14 protein-coding genes and 2 pseudogenes are annotated in these 14,134 nt (G+C 37.5%); 10 read left to right on the plus strand and 6 right to left on the minus strand.

The window, feature by feature from the left end; translation table 11 throughout:
* Positions 1–66: 66 nt before the first annotated feature.
* Complete coding sequence (locus N8M20_RS03855) at positions 67–534, plus strand: 8-oxo-dGTP diphosphatase (RefSeq protein ID WP_261079128.1); 468 nt, start codon at positions 67–69, stop codon at positions 532–534.
* Here N8M20_RS03855 and N8M20_RS03860 read toward each other — a convergent pair.
* Positions 531–608, minus strand: a pseudogene (locus tag N8M20_RS03860) (DNA-binding transcriptional regulator); the annotation flags it as partial. The gene N8M20_RS03855 and the pseudogene N8M20_RS03860 sit on opposite strands and share 4 nt — an antisense overlap.
* 136 nt (positions 609–744) lie before the next feature.
* Here N8M20_RS03860 and N8M20_RS03865 point away from each other — a divergent pair.
* From N8M20_RS03865 to N8M20_RS03895, 7 genes and pseudogenes are all read left to right on the plus strand, one after another.
* Positions 745–1,719 carry a LacI family DNA-binding transcriptional regulator gene (locus N8M20_RS03865; RefSeq protein WP_261079130.1) on the plus strand — a complete coding sequence of 325 codons (975 nt, stop codon included), beginning with the start codon at positions 745–747 and terminating at the stop codon, positions 1,717–1,719.
* Positions 1,719–2,630: a ribokinase gene (gene rbsK / locus N8M20_RS03870; protein WP_261079132.1), complete on the plus strand. Its 912-nt coding sequence runs from the start codon at positions 1,719–1,721 to the stop codon at positions 2,628–2,630. Before N8M20_RS03865 ends, rbsK begins: the two co-directional genes overlap by 1 nt.
* Positions 2,605–3,003: a D-ribose pyranase gene (gene rbsD, locus N8M20_RS03875; protein ID WP_000759835.1), complete on the plus strand. Its 399-nt coding sequence runs from the start codon at positions 2,605–2,607 to the stop codon at positions 3,001–3,003. The genes rbsK and rbsD overlap by 26 nt, the downstream gene beginning before the upstream one ends.
* Before the next feature lie 13 nt (positions 3,004–3,016).
* Positions 3,017–4,495 carry a sugar ABC transporter ATP-binding protein gene (locus N8M20_RS03880; protein ID WP_000687781.1) on the plus strand — a complete coding sequence of 493 codons (1,479 nt, stop codon included), beginning with the start codon at positions 3,017–3,019 and terminating at the stop codon, positions 4,493–4,495.
* 1 nt (position 4,496) lies between these two features.
* Positions 4,497–5,441 (plus strand): ABC transporter permease subunit, encoded by a 945-nt coding sequence (locus N8M20_RS03885; RefSeq protein ID WP_261079133.1) that lies wholly within the window; start codon positions 4,497–4,499, stop codon positions 5,439–5,441.
* A gap of 103 nt (positions 5,442–5,544) precedes the next feature.
* Positions 5,545–6,510: a substrate-binding domain-containing protein gene (locus tag N8M20_RS03890; RefSeq protein ID WP_261079134.1), complete on the plus strand. Its 966-nt coding sequence runs from the start codon at positions 5,545–5,547 to the stop codon at positions 6,508–6,510.
* 77 nt (positions 6,511–6,587) lie between these two features.
* A pseudogene (locus tag N8M20_RS03895) lies at positions 6,588–6,727 on the plus strand (8-oxo-dGTP diphosphatase); the annotation flags it as partial.
* On the opposite strand, the gene N8M20_RS03900 reads toward N8M20_RS03895, so the two are convergent.
* The 5 genes from N8M20_RS03900 to coaB all read right to left on the minus strand — a co-directional run bounded on the left by N8M20_RS03900 (position 6,724) and on the right by coaB (position 9,756).
* Positions 6,724–7,239, minus strand: coding sequence for a transcription repressor NadR (locus N8M20_RS03900; RefSeq protein ID WP_261079135.1), 516 nt, complete (start codon positions 7,237–7,239; stop codon positions 6,724–6,726). The pseudogene N8M20_RS03895 and the gene N8M20_RS03900 sit on opposite strands and share 4 nt — an antisense overlap.
* Before the next feature lie 11 nt (positions 7,240–7,250).
* Positions 7,251–7,778 carry an ECF transporter S component gene (locus N8M20_RS03905; protein WP_261079136.1) on the minus strand — a complete coding sequence of 176 codons (528 nt, stop codon included), beginning with the start codon at positions 7,776–7,778 and terminating at the stop codon, positions 7,251–7,253.
* Positions 7,779–7,956: 178 nt separating this feature from the next.
* Positions 7,957–8,520: an ECF transporter S component gene (locus N8M20_RS03910; protein WP_000747412.1), complete on the minus strand. Its 564-nt coding sequence runs from the start codon at positions 8,518–8,520 to the stop codon at positions 7,957–7,959.
* Positions 8,504–9,055, minus strand: coding sequence for a phosphopantothenoylcysteine decarboxylase (coaC, locus tag N8M20_RS03915; protein ID WP_261079137.1), 552 nt, complete (start codon positions 9,053–9,055; stop codon positions 8,504–8,506). The genes N8M20_RS03910 and coaC overlap by 17 nt, the downstream gene beginning before the upstream one ends.
* An 11-nt stretch (positions 9,056–9,066) precedes the next feature.
* The gene (gene coaB, locus N8M20_RS03920; protein ID WP_261079138.1) at positions 9,067–9,756 is read right to left on the minus strand and encodes a phosphopantothenate--cysteine ligase; all 690 of its coding nucleotides are present in this window, start codon (positions 9,754–9,756) and stop codon (positions 9,067–9,069) included.
* A gap of 225 nt (positions 9,757–9,981) precedes the next feature.
* Here coaB and N8M20_RS03925 point away from each other — a divergent pair, with 225 nt between their 5' ends.
* On the plus strand, positions 9,982–11,652 hold the full coding sequence (locus tag N8M20_RS03925) for a formate--tetrahydrofolate ligase (protein WP_261079139.1): 1,671 nt from the start codon (positions 9,982–9,984) through the stop codon (positions 11,650–11,652).
* 184 nt (positions 11,653–11,836) lie between these two features.
* Positions 11,837–14,128, plus strand: coding sequence for a DNA helicase PcrA (gene pcrA / locus N8M20_RS03930; RefSeq protein WP_261079140.1), 2,292 nt, complete (start codon positions 11,837–11,839; stop codon positions 14,126–14,128).
* Positions 14,129–14,134 lie beyond the last annotated feature (6 nt).

A 14,134-nucleotide genomic window follows, 5' to 3' on the forward strand; every position in this document is an offset into this window, starting at 1 on the left:
AAAGTAGAAGCTAGAATCTCTGGTACCAAGTCTGAAAATTTAATAAATTAGAAAGCGAGTAAATTTATGTCCCGTTCCCAATTAACGATTTTAACAAATATTTGTCTGATTGAAGACCTCGAAACTCAGCGAGTGGTTGTGCAGTATCGCTCTCCTGAAACCAATCGCTGGTCTGGTTATGCCTTTCCTGGAGGTCATGTAGAAAATGGCGAATCTTTCGCAGAGTCTGTCATTCGTGAAATCTATGAAGAAACAGGGTTGACTATCCAAAATCCTCAACTTGTCGGCATTAAAAATTGGCCACTAGATACAGGTGGGCGCTATATTGTCTTTTGTTATAAGGCAACTGAGTTCTCTGGTACCCTTCGCTCTTCAGATGAAGGAGAAGTTTCTTGGATTCAAAAAGACCAGATTCCAAACTTGGATCTGGCCTATGATATGCTACCTTTGATGGAGATGATGGAAGCTCCTGACAAGTCAGAGTTTTTCTACCGCCACCGTACAGAAGATGGCTGGGAGAAGAAAATCTTCTAGTCTTTTACTAAAGAACCTAGCTGATCCAAGGCCTCTTCGATATAGTGGAGGTCTTGTTGTGTTTTCTGTCTAATAGTAATAGAAGATTAGGAAAAAACATATATACTCTGAAATAAATTTAAAATATTTCTAAAAAAGTATTGACAAAAACAAAGAAAACGCTTACTATATACATAAGGGAACGGTTCCACAATATAAAAAGGAGGAGTGATGACTACAATAAAACAGGTTGCTGAAGAAGCTGGAGTATCAAAGTCAACAGTTTCAAGATATATTTCGAAAAAAGGCTATGTCGGAGATGATGCGAGAGAAAAGATAAAAAATGCTATCAAGAAATTAAATTACACACCAAATGTATTAGCACAATCTTTAAAAACTAAAAAAAATCGAATGGTAGGACTCTTATTGCCAGATATTTCTAATCCGTTCTTCCCAAGATTGGTTCGAGGAGCCGAATCATATTTGAAAGATAAAGGTTATAGGATTATGGTTGGTACTATTTCAGATCATGATTCGTTAGAAGAATATATAAACCTTTTGTTAAAAACAAATGCAGCTGGTATTATAACGACACTTGACTTTACAAAGGAATTTCCAAATCTGACGTTACCTGTTGTTGTGGTTGACCGGATTAGTAAAGATACAGGTTACGGTGTCTTTTCTGATAATCAGTTGGGTGGACGTTTGGCTGCTAAAGCAATTTGGAATGCTGGCGCTAAGCAAGTTATGATTATTAAAGTTTTAGATGATAAAGCTGAGAACATTGCGGAACGATTTGAAGCCAGTTTAAACTATTTGAGGAATAAATCTTTAGAGATTCATATTGAAGAAAGTGAAACATTTGAGTTTGAAAAAATTCAAAAAGAAGCTAAAGAGAATCTAAAAAGAAATCCAAATATTGATAGTATTATAGCACCTTCTGATATTCATGCGATAGCTTATATTCATGAAATTTTAGCAATTGGTAAAAAAATTCCAGATGATATTCAAATCATTGGTTATGATGATATTGTACTTAGTCAATTTATTTATCCTTCTTTATCAACTATCCACCAATCATCATATAAAATGGGAGAACAGGCTGCAAGGCTAATCTATAATATGGCAAATAAGTTCTCTATAGATGAAGTTAAAATTAAACTACCTGTTAGATACGTAGAAAGAAATACATTAAGGAGAAAGTAATGAGTAAAATTGTTGTTGTTGGAAGTATTTCAATGGACTTAGTTATGAGAACAAAAAGGATTCCAGAAGGAGGTGAAACGATTTTTGGGGATTCATTTAATATAGTTCCAGGTGGAAAAGGTGCAAATCAAGCTGTAGCTATTGGTAGATTATCCAGTGTAGAAGATAATGTTTACATATTTGGAAACGTCGGAGAAGATATTTTTTCAGCAGATTTACTAAGCAATCTGCAAAATAATAATATTTCTATAGAATATGTGGGAACGGTACCACAATCTACAGGAGTTGCACAAATTACTTTATATGGAGGTGATAATAGGATTATTTATTATCCCGGAGCGAATAATTTAGTTAAAACAAATGATTGGAAAAATGAGTGGGAATTGATTAGTGATGCAAGTATTGTTGTATTACAAAATGAAATACCACATGAAGCCAACTTATCTATAGCTAAATTTTGTCAAGAAAATAAAGTTAAGGTGCTTTACAATCCTGCACCAGCTAGAGAAACGGATATAGAGATGATTCCTTTTTGTGATTTTATTACTCCTAATGAGCATGAATGTTCAGAGCTTTTTCCAGATAAGAAATTAGAAGAAATTATTAAAATTTATCCTAATAAAATGATTGTGACATTAGGAGTTGAAGGTTCTATTTATTATGATGGGGCAGCAGTTCAGAAGATTCCTGCTATAAAAGCAGAAGTAGTTGATACTACAGGAGCAGGAGATACGTTTAATGGTGCTTTTGCTTATGCTATCTCAAAAGGAAAAGAGATGAATATTGCATTGTCCTTTGCAACGATTGCTTCACATCTTTCTGTTCAAAGGTTTGGAGCGCAAGGAGGCATGCCGAGTTTGAAAGAAATAAAGGAGCATTCAGGATATGAAGAAATATGGGATTTTAAATAGTAATATAGCAAAACTAGCTGATGATTTAGGTCATATGGATTTGGTTTGTATCGGAGATTTAGGATTGCCAGTTCCAAAAGGTGTTGATAAAATTGATTTAGCATTAAGAAAAGGCAGTCCAAGTTTTTTAGAAGTTTTAAAAGAATATTCAGATCATGTACTTATTGAAAAAATTTTCTTAGCAGAAGAAATTAAGGAAAAAAACAAAGAACAGTGGCAAGCAGTTCTAGATCTTTTAGGATCGAATATAATTATTGAATATATTAGTCATGAAGAATTGAAAGCTATGAATACTAAAGTTAAGGCAGTTATTCGCACTGGGGAAGATACACCATATTCGAATATAATCTTGCAATCAGGAGTTATTATTTAGAAGGGGGTTGCCTATGAAAATTGAAATGAAGAACATTTCAAAATCTTTTGGGAATAATCGTGTTTTAGAAAGTATTGATTTGGTTCTTAATTCAGGAGAAGTTCATGCTTTAATGGGAGAGAATGGTGCAGGCAAATCAACCTTAATGAATATTTTAACTGGACTTTTTCCAGCTACTTCAGGAACTATTTTTATTGATGGAAAAGAAAAAACATTTTCTAATCCTCAAGAGGCAGAACGGTTTGGACTGAGTTTTATTCATCAAGAAATGAATACTTGGCCAGATATGACTGTACTTGATAATCTTTTTTTAGGAAGAGAAATTAAAAATTCGATTGGGTTTCTAGATAAAGCTAGTATGGAAAGGAAAGCTAAAGAAGCATTTAAACGTCTTAATATATCTATTCCTCTCGACGCAATCATTGGTCAATTATCAGTCGGACAACAACAAATGATAGAAATAGCAAAATGTCTATTATCAGAAGTTTCCTTGTTAATTATGGATGAACCCACAGCAGCTTTAACTGATCGTGAAACTGAAACACTTTTTAAAGTGATAGAAGGATTAAAATCTGATGGTGTAGGTATTGTGTATATTTCACATCGGATGGAAGAAATCTTTAAGATTACAGATCTTATAACTGTTATGAGGGATGGGTTTGTAATTGATACTAAGAAAACGAAGTTAACTAATGCGGATGAATTAGTTCAGAAGATGGTAGGTCGTGAATTAGAAGATTATTATCCAGAAAAAAAGGCTGAGATTGGGAATATTGTTTTTCAAGCTAAGAATCTTTCTGGTGATGCTTTTACGGATATTTCTTTCTATGTACGTCAAGGGGAAATTCTTGGTTTTTCTGGTTTGATGGGTGCTGGTCGTACTGAAATAATGCGAGCAATTTTTGGAATTGATTCTTTAAAATCTGGTCAAATTATAATAAACGAAGAACAACTGATAATTAAAAATCCTTTTGAAGCAATTAAGCATGGAATTGGTTTCTTAACAGAAGATCGTAAAGATGAGGGATTGATTTTAGATTTTTCTATTAAAGATAATATGACTTTACCTAGTACTCGTGATTTTGTTAAAAATGGCATTTTCGATAATAAAACAAGTGATATATTTGTACAACGTTTAATAGATAGGCTACGAATTAAATCAGGTTATCCAGATAAGGAAGTTGGAACACTTTCTGGTGGTAATCAACAGAAAGTAGTTTTAGCAAAATGGATAGGTATTGCTCCAAAAGTACTGATTCTAGATGAGCCAACTCGTGGGGTAGATGTTGGTGCTAAGCGTGAAATTTACCAATTAATGAATGAATTGGCTGAACGAGGTGTGCCAATTATTATGGTATCTTCAGATTTACCAGAAGTGATCGGAGTCAGTGATCGCATTATGGTCATGCATGAAGGAAGAATTAGTGGAGAATTAACACGTCAAGAAGCTACACAAGAAAAAGTTATGCAACTAGCTACAGGAGGACAATAGTGTGAAAAATACTATGAAGTATATGTCAGAATTGACAACAGTAATAGCATTGATAATTTTAATGGCTGTCATCACTATTATCAATTCAAATTTTTTAACAGCAAATAATCTGTTAAATTTACTATTGCAAGTAACATCAAATGCACTGATCGCTTTTGGAATGACCTTTGTTATTCTAACAGGTGGAATTGATTTATCAGTTGGATCAATTTTAGCCTTATCCAGTGCGTTAACAGCTGGTCTATTAGGATCTGGAATGCCTGTTATATTAGCAATTCTCATCTCTTTAATTTTGGGTTGCATTCTGGGGATGATGAATGGTTTATTGATTTCCTACGGGAAATTAGCTCCATTTATCGTTACTTTAGCAACTATGACTATTTTTAGAGGCGCAACACTTGTTTATACAAATGGGAATCCTATTACAAAGGGATTAAGTGATACATTCTTATTTCAATTTTTGGGGCAAGGTTACATAGTCGGAATTCCATTTCCTGTAATTATTATGTTTATTGTATTTATTGTTTTATATGTTTTACTTCATAAAACAGCATTTGGTAAATCTGTGTATGCTATAGGGGGGAATGAAAAAGCAGCATATATATCAGGTGTGAAACTAAATAAAGTGAAAATTATCATTTATTCAATTTCAGGTATTATGGCTTCAATTTCTGGATTGATTATAACATCACGATTAAGTTCTGCTCAACCAACAGCAGGTGCTAGTTATGAAATGGATGCTATTGCAGCTGTTGTTCTTGGGGGAACCTCTTTATCAGGAGGTAAAGGTCGTATACTGGGGACTCTAATAGGTGCTTTAATTATTGGGGTTTTGAATAATGGGCTTAATATTATCGGTGTTTCAGCATTTTGGCAACAAGTAGTAAAAGGAGTTGTAATTTTAATTGCTGTTCTGATTGATCGTTTTAAAGTTGTAAAACAGTAGAATAATTTTCAATTTTTTTGGAAATAGTAACAATTTATTAGATGACGTACAATAATCGGGATTGAAACTATCCCTATAGATATATATTACGAGGAGTAATAACATGAAAATTATTAAAAAAATTAGCATTTTTGCTTTGTTTGTAACATTTATTTTTGCTTTAGTAGCTTGTGGAAAAACTGGTTTAGGAAATTCATCAAATGATAATAAATCTACGACTCAAAAGTTGGCAAAAGAATTAAAATTAGGAGTTTCTATTTCGACTACTAACAATCCCTATTTTGTGGCTATGAAAGATGGTCTTGAAAAAGCTGCAGGAGAAAAAGAAGTAACTTTGAAGATAGCAGATGCACAAGATGATGCTGCTAGACAAGCAGATGATATTCAAAATTTTATTAGTCAAAATGTAGATGCTTTACTAATTAATCCAGTTGATTCTGATGCAATTGTTACATCTATTAAAGCTGCTAATAATGCAAATATTCCAGTAATCTTAATTGACCGCGGTAGTAATGGTGGTGAAGTCTTGACAACTGTTGCTTCTGATAACGTAGAAGCAGGTAAAATGGCTGCCGAATTTATTACCAAACAATTGGGAGAAAAAGCAAAAACTTTTGAATTATCAGGAGTCCCTGGCGCTTCTGCAACAGTAGATAGAGGTAAAGGATTTGAACAAATTTCAAAGACAAATTTAGATGTTCTTTCTAGTCAATCCGCCAATTTTGATCGCGCAAAAGCTTTGAATACAGCGCAAAATATGATTCAAGGAAACAAAGAAGTACAAGCAATTTTTGCACAGAATGATGAGATGGCGTTAGGAGCTGCACAAGCAGTAAAAGCAGCTGGTCTTAGCAATGTATTAATTGTTGGTATTGATGGTCAACCAGATGCACATGACGCTATTTCAAAAGGTGATATTACTGCCACTATTGCTCAACAACCAGCTAAGATGGGTGAAATTGCTATTCAATCAGCAATTGATTATTATCAAGGGAAAAAACTGGAAAAAGAAACAGTTTCTCCAATTTATCTTGTGACTAAGGATAATGTTGATCAACATAACTGGTGATATATTTTTAGTAAGTAGGTAGTTGTTAATTTTCATTCAATGTAGTTTTTAAATATCATTGTTAGTATTTGAGCTATTGGGTTCAAAAAGACCAGATCCAAATTTGGATCTGGCCTATGATATGCTACCCTTGATGGAGATGATGGAAGCTCCGGACAAGTCAGAGTTTTTCTACCCTCGTCGTACAGAAGACGATTGGGAAAAGAAAATTTTCTAGTCTTTTATTAAATAACCAAGTTGATCCAAGGCCTCCTCGATATAGTGGAGGTCTTGTTGTGTTTCAGCTTCGACTAGGTGGTAATGGATGCCATCTGTTAATTCAGACAATGGTCTAAAGTCTGAATGCTCGACTTGTTCTAGAAAATGCTGAACATCTCGGCGGCAAGACAGTTTCAGCAAGGTTTCAATTTCTCCATAAACGGGATGGTCAATCAAAGTATTCTGGACACGTCCTCCATTATCGACGATAGCAAGGAGTTCCTGACCGATTTCTTCAACTTCATGTTTCACTTTGAAAAGTTTGTGAACATAAGGATTGGTTTCAATTTGCTTATAGATGTAGCCACGATTAGTGGATAGGATAGGAGCGCCATCGGCTCTCAAAATTGCAATGTCCTGGACAATGACCTGACGTGTGACATGAAAATGTTCCGCCAAACTTTGACCATTGAGGGCTTTAGGAGCTTCTTTCAAGAGTTGGAGCAGGGCTTGTTTGCGATCTTTTGTCATAGTTCTTCCTTTTAACGGCGTTTTCGAAGCACTTTATAGACAGCTAGTGCTAATGTATAGTCTACCATACTATGGATAATTGTGCCAAATCCAACTAGCACAAAGAGAACATAAAACATATTTTCTACATTAGTACCGGAAGTTGCGTAAAAAAGGACACAGGCCAATACTTCAGCAAGGGCATGGATAAGCGCTAAAACAAAATTAAAAATCCAGGAAGCTTTTGGTTTATCTAGGGTATCGGGGAATTTTTGTAGGTAAAGAGCTCCCAAAGTCCCAAAAAAGATATGGGAAAAAGCTCGAAAAACAATAACCATGGGATAGCCAGCCATCAAAAATCCAAAACTAGAGGCTAGGATGACAAAAACTGCCATCAAGGGCGATAAGAACATGGCAATAAAAATGGCGATGTGGCTCCCCAAAGTGTAAGAAGCAGGTGGAATGACGATCTTAAAAGGCATAACGATTGGAATCAAAATCGCAATAGCCGTTAAGAGGGCAGTCATTGTCATAAATTGTGTCTTTTTCCGTGTATTCATAAGAATCTCCTTTTTATCTGTATATACACTAGTATAGTACAATAAACAAGGCAATTAAGCAAGGATTTACTTAGGTTTATAAGTCATTTTTTTAATTAAAGACTCGTAAACATTTCACTAAAAATCCAAACTATACAGAGCAAAATCTCCACCTTCAAGCTTGAAAGTGGAGATGTTTTTATTTTTTCAAAGTCTGTAGTCTTGGAACAATGGCTAGGGTTAGAACTGCGGAAATAACTAATTCAGCAATCGAATTTGTTGAGATAACAGTTGCTAGGAGTTTTTGGATATTACCATCAAAGACATTTCCAAAAAGGTAGAAAATTCCACCAAGTACAAAGACAGTATTTGTCAAGGAACCAAGGGCTCCAGCTAAAATCAGACCAGTTTTATTTTTCATCAGTTTATAGACTAGATACGGAGTTAAACCAATCAAAATACGTGGTACGATGGCAATGATAGCTGAGTAGATGTTTCCGTTTGGTACAAATGGGGAGAAGAGGTAACTTGTCGGTAGAATTGTAATCGTGTTAACAGTTAAGCTAAGTAGCCCCATCAAAAATCCAAGTGTAACCCCAACTCGTGGACCGTAAATAATGCTGGCAATAATGACAGGAATATGAACGATAGTCGGTTTGATTGGGAATGGAAAAAGGTTAAAGATAAGTGAGCTCAGAAAGTGTATCACGAGCATGGTTGCAAAAAAGATAGCAATAGGTGCAATATTAGAGCGTTTTTTCATCGAGAGTTTCCTTTATTCTTTCTAAAATAATTGTGAGGTCAGCTAAGGCTCCTCGTCCGTGGTCTCCACAAGCTAGTAGGGATTCCTTAGGAGCAATCAGCTGATAGCCGTAGGTTTCTAATGTTTTCAGATTAGCCTGAGTTGCTGGATGGTCATACATTTTTGTGTTCATAGCAGGAGCTATTAGTTTGGGAATATGACTTGGCAAGGCTAGAGCCGTACTGGTCACCATGTTGTCTGCAAAGCCGTGGGCTAGTTTTGTAATAGTGTTAGCTGTTGCAGGGACTACGATGAATAAATCTGCTTTTTTTCCAAGTTCGATATGATTGACTTGATCAGGATAGGGTTCCTTCATGACATCCAAGTGGACAGGATTCTGTGATAAGACCTGTAGAGTCAAAGGTTGGATAAACTCTGTAGCAGCCTGAGTCATTAAGACAGTGACTTGATGACCTTGTTTTTTTAGAGAATTGACTAAATCTGCCGACTTGTAAGAGGCGATTGACCCTGTTACAGCCAAGAGAATATTTGCCATAGCTTTCCTTTCTATGAATGATAGTCTTGAATTTTTTCAAGGAGGAGTTCTGCAATTTCTTCTTTAGTCTGGACTGTTTGAAGCTGATCTTTTTCAACAAAGATTGCACGATGCTGGTTTGCTGAGATTTTAGTCAGATCATTTGCAATGATTAAGTCTGCTTGGTTCTTGATAAGACTTTTTCTGGCAATCTCGATGAGATAATCCTTAGAGACATCAACTAGCAGTTTGAAACCAATCAGATGAATAGCAGGATTCCACTCCTTGACTAGAGAAATAATTTTGGGTGTCTTTTTTAGGAATAAAACCTGAACCTCGTCAGTTGAAGAAATCTTAGCTTGATGATTTTGCTTGCTTAAAAATTCTTCTAGATTGGAACTAGCTTGGACTTCCTCAAGCCCTGTCATATAAACAGGAGTGTAGTCAGAAACAGCCATTGAGTGGACCAAGACCTGATAATTCTGAACACGTTCTTGCATTTCAAGGAGAAGGTCGTTTGTATTGTTAATTTCTTGAATGCTTAGGTTAGGATGAGGTTCTGGCTTCACGGCTCGTTTTGTTGTTATCAAACAAACTTCATGCCCTGCAGCAAGCAAGGTTTCTGTGATGATTTTCCCCAAGTGACCTGTAGAATGGTTAGTGATAGAGCGGACGCTATCGATAGATTCACTGGTACCACCCGATGTAACTAAAATTTTCATAGCACTATTGTACACAAAAATAAACGGTAAGTAAAATGAAAGTGATAAAATTTTGGTAAAAGGAAAGAATATAGTTTCAAACTATAAAGCCATATAAAATTTAAGAAAGGACTCTAAAAACCTTAAAAACAGAGATATTTACGAACGTTTAGAGAGTTTTGGGATGTTAAAAATCTTATTTTGTGTTATAATGAATTATCATATAAGAGGTTAGAGGAGTTTTGAATGAAAACAGATATTGAAATCGCACAGAGTATTGAGTTAAAGCCAATCGTTGATGTTGTAGAGAAACTGGGCATTTCTTACGATGATTTGGAGTTGTATGGAAAGTACAAGGCTAAACTCAGCTTTGATAAAATTCGTGCAGTTGAGAGCAATCCAGTTGGGAAATTGATTCTAGTTACTGCCATCAACCCAACACCTGCAGGTGAAGGAAAATCGACGATTACCATTGGTCTTGCGGATGCCTTGAATAAAATTGGCAAGAAAACCATGATCGCTATCCGCGAACCATCTCTTGGTCCTGTAATGGGGATTAAGGGTGGTGCTGCTGGTGGTGGTTACGCTCAAGTTCTGCCAATGGAAGACATCAATCTCCACTTTACGGGGGATATGCATGCCATTACGACTGCCAACAATGCGCTTTCTGCCTTGATTGACAACCACTTGCACCAAGGGAATGAGTTGGGAATTGACCAACGTCGTATCCTTTGGAAACGTGTTGTGGACTTGAATGATCGCGCCCTTCGTCATGTGACAGTTGGACTTGGTGGTCCTCTAAACGGAATTCCACGTGAGGATGGTTTTGATATTACAGTTGCTTCTGAAATCATGGCCATTCTTTGCTTGGCGACTGATATTGAAGATTTGAAACGCCGTTTGGCCAATATCGTTATCGGTTATCGCTATGATCGTACGCCTGTTTCTGTAGGTGATTTGCAGGTTGAAGGTGCCTTGACGTTGATCTTGAAGGATGCTATTAAGCCAAACTTGGTTCAAACAATTTACGGAACACCTGCCTTTGTGCACGGTGGTCCATTTGCCAATATTGCTCACGGATGTAACTCTGTCTTAGCAACTACAACAGCCCTTCACTTGGCTGATTACACTGTTACTGAAGCTGGTTTTGGTGCAGACCTTGGTGCCGAGAAATTCCTTGATATTAAGACTCCAAACTTACCAACATCTCCAGATGCAGTTGTCATTGTCGCAACCCTTCGTGCCCTTAAGATGAATGGTGGTGTGGCTAAAGACGCTCTGACAGAAGAAAACGTAGAAGCAGTTCGTGCAGGTTTTGCTAACTTGAAACGCCACGTTGAAAATATCCGTAAATTTGGAGTACCTGCAGTCGTAGCTATTAATGAATTTGTCTCTGATACAGAAGCTGAAATTGCAGTCTTGAAAGAACTTTGTGCCTCAATCGATGTACCAGTTGAATTGGCTAGTGTCTGGGCTGATGGTGCAGAAGGTGGAGTAGCACTTGCCGAAACAGTTGTCAAGACTATCGCTGAAAACCCATCTAACTATAAACGTTTGTATGACAATGACCTTTCTGTTCAAGAAAAGATTGAAAAGATTGTTACTGAAATCTACCGTGGTAGCAAAGTGAACTTTGAGAAGAAAGCTCAAACTCAAATCGCTCAAATCGTTCAAAACGGTTGGGACAAATTGCCAATCTGTATGGCTAAGACCCAGTATAGCTTCTCAGACAATCCAAATGCACTTGGAGCACCTGAAAACTTTGAAATTACCATTCGTGAATTGGTGCCAAAATTAGGTGCAGGCTTCATCGTTGCCCTAACTGGCGATGTCATGACTATGCCAGGCCTTCCAAAGCGCCCTGCTGCTCTTAATATGGATGTTGAAAGTGACGGAACAGTTCTAGGCTTGTTCTAATATATTATAATTGACTTTAAATGAGTTTGGAAACACTATCCAAGCTCATTTTCTTATCTAGTTCTAAGGAGTTGTTTTCAGCTAATGAAAGAGTTGCCTTCTACACACAATTAATCTAGGTAAAGATATTTTCCCTGATTTCTGATATAATAGAAATATTGACTTCAAGAGTAAGGAAGAGAAGATGAACGCATTATTAAATGGAATGAATGACCGTCAGGCTGAGGCGGTGCAAACGACAGAAGGTCCCTTGTTGATTATGGCGGGGGCTGGCTCTGGAAAGACCCGAGTTTTGACCCACCGCATTGCTTATCTGATTGATGAAAAGCTGGTCAATCCGTGGAATATCTTGGCCATTACCTTTACTAATAAGGCTGCGCGTGAGATGAAGGAGCGTGCTTATAGCCTCAATCCAGCCACTCAGGACTGTCTGATTGCGACCTTCCACTCCATGTGTGTTCGTATTCTGCGTCGCGATGCGGATCATATTGGCTACAACCGTAATTTTACAATTGTCGATCCTGGTGAACAACGAACTCTCATGAAACGTATTCTCAAGCAGTTGAACTTGGATCCGAAAAAATGGAATGAACGAAGCATCTTAGGAACCATTTCCAATGCTAAGAATGACCTGATTGATGATGTTGCCTATGCTGCTCAAGCTGGTGATATGTATACGCAAATCGTGGCCCAGTGTTATACTGCTTATCAAAAAGAGCTTCGTCAGTCGGAGTCGGTTGACTTTGATGATTTGATTATGCTGACCCTGCGTCTCTTTGATCAGAATCCTGATGTCTTGACCTACTACCAGCAGAAGTTTCAATACATCCACGTTGATGAATACCAAGATACCAACCATGCCCAGTACCAACTGGTCAAACTCTTAGCTTCCCGTTTTAAAAATATCTGTGTGGTTGGGGATGCGGACCAGTCTATCTACGGTTGGCGTGGTGCTGATATGCAGAATATCTTGGACTTTGAAAAGGATTACCCCCAAGCTAAGGTTGTTTTGTTGGAGGAGAATTATCGTTCAACTAAAACCATTCTCCAAGCGGCCAACGAGGTTATTAAAAATAATAAAAACCGCCGTCCTAAGAATCTCTGGACCCAAAACGCTGATGGGGAGCAAATCGTTTACTATCGTGCCGATGATGAGCTGGATGAGGCTGTATTTGTAGCCAGAACCATCGATGAACTTAGTCGCAGTCAAAACTTCCTTCACAAGGATTTTGCAGTCCTCTATCGTACAAATGCCCAGTCTCGTACTATTGAGGAAGCCCTGCTCAAGTCAAATATACCTTATACCATGGTTGGTGGAACCAAGTTCTACAGCCGTAAGGAAATTCGCGATATTATCGCTTATCTCAACCTCATTGCTAATTTGAGTGACAATATCAGTTTTGAGCGTATTATCAACGAACCGAAACGTGGAATTGGGCCAGGTACAGTTGAGAAAATCCGTGACTTTGCGAATATGCAAGATATGTCCATGCTAGATGCTTCTGCTAATATCATGTTATCTGGTATCAAGGGTAAAGCAGCCCAGTCTATCTGGGATTTTGCCAATATGATTCTGGATTTGCGGGAGCAACTGGACCACTTAAGCATTACTGAGTTAGTTGAGTCCGTCCTAGAAAAAACAGGTTATGTCGATATTCTTAACACCCAAGCGACTCTAGAAAGCAAGGCTAGGGTTGAAAATATTGAAGAGTTCCTTTCTGTGACGAAAAACTTTGATGATACCTCTGATGGTCCAGAAGAGGAAACTGGTTTGGACAAACTGAGTCGTTTCTTAAATGACCTGGCCTTGATTGCCGACACAGATTCAGGTAGTCAGGAGACATCAGAAGTGACCCTAATGACCCTGCATGCTGCCAAAGGTCTCGAGTTTCCAGTTGTCTTTTTGATTGGGATGGAAGAAAATGTCTTTCCGCTTAGCCGTGCAGCTGAAGATCAAGATGAATTGGAAGAAGAACGCCGTCTGGCCTATGTAGGAATTACACGTGCAGAGAAAATTCTCTATCTGACAAATGCCAACTCACGCCTGCTTTTTGGTCGTACAAACTACAACCGTCCGACTCGTTTTATTAACGAAATCAGTTCAGACTTGCTTGAATATCAAGGTCTAGCCCGTCCAGCAAATTCAAGCTTTAAAGCATCTTATAGCAGTGGTGGCCTTGCCTTCGGTCAAGGTATGAGTCTTGCTCAGGCTCTTCAAGACCGTAAACGCAGTGCTGCTCCAAAAACTATCCAGTCAAGCGGTCTCCCATTTGGTCCATTTACAGCTGGCGCAAAATCAGCGTCTAGTGAGACAAATTGGTCCATTGGTGATATTGCCCTCCACAAGAAGTGGGGAGAGGGAACCGTTCTGGAAGTTTCAGGTAGCGGTGCTACTCAGGAATTAAAAATCAATTTCCCAGAAGTTGGCCTGAAAAAACTTTTAGCTAGTGTAGCCCCAATTGAGAAAAAAATCTAATTTTCC

Origin of the sequence: Streptococcus mitis (assembly GCF_946190275.1) — a bacterium.
Classification (GTDB): Bacteria; Bacillota; Bacilli; order Lactobacillales; family Streptococcaceae; genus Streptococcus; species Streptococcus mitis_DC.